3 protein-coding genes are annotated in these 3,409 nt (G+C 71.2%); 2 read left to right on the top strand and 1 reads right to left on the bottom strand.

Annotated features, from left to right (window positions below):
- Positions 1–1,208, top strand: a 1,208-nt coding sequence (locus G6039_RS29895; protein WP_241259007.1) for a thioesterase domain-containing protein, incomplete at its 5' end; no start/stop codon positions are given.
- Between the two features lie 223 nt (positions 1,209–1,431).
- Here the strand turns inward: G6039_RS29895 and G6039_RS29890 are convergent.
- Positions 1,432–1,785, bottom strand: coding sequence for a VOC family protein (locus tag G6039_RS29890; protein WP_029543805.1), 354 nt, complete (start codon positions 1,783–1,785; stop codon positions 1,432–1,434).
- 215 nt (positions 1,786–2,000) lie between these two features.
- Between G6039_RS29890 and G6039_RS31350 the strand changes: the two genes are divergently transcribed.
- Positions 2,001–2,369 (top strand): HNH endonuclease, encoded by a 369-nt coding sequence (locus tag G6039_RS31350; RefSeq protein WP_029543807.1) that lies wholly within the window; start codon positions 2,001–2,003, stop codon positions 2,367–2,369.
- The last annotated feature ends 1,040 nt before the right edge of the window (positions 2,370–3,409 follow it).

The following is a 3,409-nucleotide window of genomic DNA, read 5'->3' as shown; positions in this document are numbered from 1 at the left end:
CCCCCGGCACCGCCCCCGGCCCCGCCGACATCAGAGAGCATGTGTCGCAACACCTTCCGGCGCACATGGTGCCCACGGCCGTGATCGTGCTCGACAGGATCCCGCTCACGCCCGCCGGCAAACTGGACCGGCGCGCCCTGCCGGAGCCGGACTTCTCGGCGCTCGGCGGCGCCTACCGCGCCCCGGCCACGGACCTCGAGCGCACCGTGGTGGGGGTGTTCGTCGAGCATCTCGGCCTCGACCGGGTCTCGGTCGACGACAACTTCTTCGACCTCGGCGGCACCTCGCTGCTCGCCACCCGGATGCTGCCGGCGCTCGGCGAACGTCTCGGCCGTCCGGTCCCGCTGCAGTCGATCTTCGTCCATCCGACCCCCGCCGGCCTCGCCGCCCACCTCGGCGGCCCGCAGGAACGCACCGGCATCGACGAGGCCCTGCAGGTGCTCGTGCCGCTACGTGAAGGCACCGGCGCACCGCTGTTCTGCCTCCACCCGGCCGCCGGCCTGTCGTGGGCGTACGCGCCGCTCGCACAACGCATCGGCGGCGACCGGCCGGTCTACGGGCTGCAGCTGCCCACACTCAGCGGCGGCCCCGCCCCGGAGTCCGTCACCGCGCTGGCCCAGCGGTACGTCGAGGAGATCCGGCGCATCCAGCCCCACGGCCCCTACCACCTGCTCGGCTGGTCGCTCGGCGGCGTCGTCGCCCACGCGGTCGCCGTGGACCTGCGCCGGGCGGGGGAGCGCGTGGACACCCTGGCCCTGCTCGACAGCCACCTCAGCGTCCGGGGCGCCGGGTCGGTCGGGGTCCGCGACATGCTCCGCGACCTCGGCGTGCCGGTCGACGCCGAGCAGGACCCGACCTACGACCAGGCGTCGGCGCTCCTCGACGCCGCGCTCGGCGGCGGCACCGGCCTGACCGCCGCGCACCTCGAGCGGATCCACCGCGGCTCGGCCGCCGCGTTGCGGGCCGCCCGCCGGCACACGCCCGCCACCTTCGACGGGGACGTGCTGTTCTTCACCGCCACCCGGTCCGCGGCACCGGCGCCGGCGGTCGCGGCCTGGCACAACGTGGTGTCGGGGGAGATCCACCAGTACCGGATCGACTGCGACCACCACGAGATGGTGGCCCCGCACGCGGTCGAGGCGATCGTGCGGGTCCTGTCGGCGCGGCTGGCGGACACCGCGATCACCGGCGCGGGCCCGCGGGGCTGAGACCACCGCCCGGCACATCGGGGCGGACCGGATCGACCTCCCGGTCCATAACGTCAGAAGGCGACCGCGCTTGCGCGGCCGCCACGTCCCGGCGATCTCGCCCTCGATGAGCACTGCGCGCGGCCCTGACGAGCTGCCGCCGGCCCCTCCGGTCATATATCCGATCCGGCGCGTCGACCCAGAACAGGTCGGCACGCGGCGGGGACGTGGGGTCTGCGACCGATCACCGCCCGAGCGGGCTGTAGAAGACCAACCCGTTGCCCTTGTTGTCGTACACCACGGCGCGGCGCTCGTGCGCGTCGTCGTACGGGCCCTTCACGATGCCGCCGCCGGCTTCTTCGATGGCCTTCGCGGCGGCGTCCACGTCGGCGGTCTTGATGCCGACGACCACCTGGCCGTGGATCGGATGGTCGATTGCGGTCGCGAGTGCGAGGGTGACCCCGCCACCGTCGAGGGCCGCGAAATGAGCGCCGTCGCGGAACTTCAACGCCATGCCCAGGGTCTCGTTGTAGAACTTGATCGACTCGTCGAGATCGTCGGTCGACAGCACGATCATCTTCACTTCATGGCCGCTCACGAAAGTCCTCCTTCGGCGAATGTCCGGAAAGCCTAACGGGATCGACACCAGGGCAGCGAGAGTCGATCGTCCCTTCGAGCGCCGCCGGTCGACCCCTCCCAGTCCGATTTTTGTCACAGTGACGTATCAGGGTCGATGAATTTTGTGCGGCGCGAGGGGAGGGGAGGCGGTTCGAGGCCGGCGGTGTCGGCAGCGCCGCTGGTTACCATCGACGAGTGGACCGTGCCGCCAGACTCGTGCTCGCTGTCGACCGTCAGGGCGGCCGATGCCTCTGGTGCGGCAGACGGTTCGGGCCCCTGGTACCACCGACCACCGAACACCTCGTGCCGCGAGTCAAAGGCGGTCCCAGCATCGCCGCCAACGAGGCTGCCGCGTGCCCGCGGTGCAACGCGGATCGCGGACACATGGGCCCGATCGACTGGCTCGCACAGTGCCGACACCGACACGGATGGACCCCTCAGGCGAGTCTGCTGGCAACGCTGCTGAACGAGTTGAACCTCGAATTCGACAGCGCGGGTGGACATCGCCGCGCCAAGCGCTACCTGTCCGGCCAGCTGCGGCGTTGCCGACCCGGCGACCGCTGAGGGACGCTGACCGGGATTCACCCCAGCAATCGTCACTGTGACGAATTCTTTCGCGAGGAGGCCGCGGAGGGGGCGAGGGCACGCCACGCCGGAGCACGTGGTCGATTGCTGATCCCGGGGTGGCATCCGGCCGCTCGGCGGCAGGCATGTCCGGGCTCTGGGCGGCGCGGTTCGGCAGCGAGCCCGCGATACAAAGTGCCCGACGTTGCGCCGCGACGCCGAAAGCCGAGCAGATGAACGTCGTCACGACGGGCAGGCCCGCGACATCCTCGACACCCGACCGGATCCCGCGTCGGCGAAAAGGCTGGTCGAGGCCGGTACTCGTATTGCCGATAATCCACATTATGTCAACTAACGGATCGGAGAACTCCCCAGCCGGGATCGAATACAGTGCCGAGGTGGTCGACGCCCCGCGTCGCGACGGCGGAGGTGATCGAGCCGACGGCGGATTGGATCCGCTCCGGCAGCGACGCCCGCCGCCTCGGCAACGCCGGGAACGGCGGGAACGGCGGGCCGCCCCATGGAACGGCCGGTGCGCTGCTGCGACGTTCTTCGGCGCGACGGCCGATCGCCACATACGGGATCACGACATCTCGCAGACGATCCGACCTGCCGTGAAGATATACCGCACGGACCCGTCCCGACGCCCCTGCGGCGCGCGACGTTCGGCATGGACGAGGCCTCCTCCCCGATGCCCGAGCACCCCGACGGCCGGGAATGTCCCGCGCCGCCGGCGACCGGCCGGCATGCCCGGCCCCACGGCGCACCGCGTCGATCCTCTCGTCGGGGTCGGCGCCTCACTCCTCGCCATTTATAATAATGATTATGATGGATAATCACCGTTATCCATCATGCGCGGCAGAGGTCGCGGCGGGACGCTACCCGGATGCCGGCGGAACGCCGCCGTGTGGGCAATCCCGGGGTCGCCGCCCTCCTCCCTTGCGCCCCGGGCGCGACGAACCGGCCCGCGTGCGGGTGAGCGCCGGGAAGGCAACCCTCGCGCTCGTCCCCGGGCGGCGATACGTCTCGCCCACCCCCTG

Source organism: Rhodococcus aetherivorans (assembly GCF_011058165.1).
Classification (GTDB): domain Bacteria; phylum Actinomycetota; class Actinomycetes; order Mycobacteriales; family Mycobacteriaceae; genus Rhodococcus; species Rhodococcus aetherivorans.
This window is presented reverse-complemented; position numbering and strand designations above follow the sequence as displayed.